Raw genomic sequence first — 1248 nt, forward strand, 5'->3', positions numbered from 1 at the left:
TGAGGTGAGCCCTTCGTAGTGGTCCAGGTGTTGTGCGACTCTGATGCCCGAGGTTTGGGCAGGAAGAATCGACAACAACATGGCATCGAACAAGCGCCGGCGGCACACGCCGGATCAGATCATCCGCAAGCTCGCCGAGGGCAACAAGCTGCTCGCGGCCGGCCAGGAACTGGCCGAGGTGTGTCGGCATCTGGAGGTCGCCGAGTCGACCTGGCATCGCTGGGTCGCCCAGTACGGCGGCATGAAGGCCAACGACGCCAAACGGCTCAAGGAACTCGAAGCCGAAAACGCCCGCCTGAAGAAAATGGTCGCCAACCAGGCCCTCGACATCGACATGCTCAAGGAGATCTCGGAGGGAAACTTCTGACCCCGAACCGCAAGCGCCGTGCCGTTGAGGTGCTGCGTGAGCGGTTCGGGGTATCGCAACGGCGGGCGTGCGCGGTGGTGGGCATCCACCGTTCCACGATGCGCCTGACGCCGCCGCCGGTCACCACGGAGGAAGCCGAACTGCGGGCATGGCTGCGCCGGTTTGCCACCGACCGGCCCCGCTGGGGGTGGCGGCGGGCCGCCAAGATGGCGCGGCGAGCCGGCTGGTCGGCCAACAACAAGCGCATCCGCCGACTGTGGCGTGACGAGGGCCTGCGGGTTCCGCAGCGCCGCAAGAAGAAACGTTTGACCGGTATCGGTGTCGCTGTTGGGGCGATGTCGCCGATCCGCCCGAACGTGATCTGGGCGATGGACTTCCAGTTCGACACCACCGCCGACGGCCGCAGGTTGAAGATGCTCAACGTGATCGACGAGTTCACCCGCGAAGCCCTCGCCATTGAGGTCAACCGATCCATCGACGCCGACGGCGTCGTCGATGTCTTGGACCGCCTCGCCGTCCAACGCGGAGCACCGGTCTACGTGCGCTTCGACAACGGCCCCGAATTCATCGCCCACGCCGTCAATGACTGGTGCCGGTTCAACGGCACCGGCTCGTTGTTCATCGACCCCGGCTCGCCGTGGCAGAACGCCTGGATCGAGTCGTTCAACGGCCGCCTGCGCGATGAGCTGCTCAACTCGTGGCGCTTCGACTCCCTGCTGGAAGCCCGGGTCATCATCGAAGACTGGCGGGCCGACTACAACGCCAACCGACCCCACTCCGCCCACGGCGAACTCACCCCAACCGAATTCGCCCTACAGTGGACCACGACCCACCAACCCCAAGCCGCATAACGACTGGACCACCAAACGGGTCCCCCTCAG

The 1248-nt window shown here is 65.4% G+C and carries 1 protein-coding gene; it reads left to right on the forward strand.

The features are described 5' to 3' along the window. The first annotated feature begins 79 nt into the window (after positions 1-79). Positions 80-1218, forward strand: a protein-coding gene (locus ACAG26_RS27630) for an IS3 family transposase (RefSeq protein ID WP_370486264.1) whose coding sequence is annotated in 2 segments (ribosomal slippage) — positions 80-350 and positions 350-1218 — 1140 coding nt in all. Because the reading frame shifts where the segments join, the coding sequence is not laid out codon by codon here. Positions 1219-1248 lie beyond the last annotated feature (30 nt).

This window comes from Mycobacterium sp. pUA109 (genome assembly GCF_041287095.1).
Lineage (GTDB): Bacteria > Actinomycetota > Actinomycetes > Mycobacteriales > Mycobacteriaceae > Mycobacterium.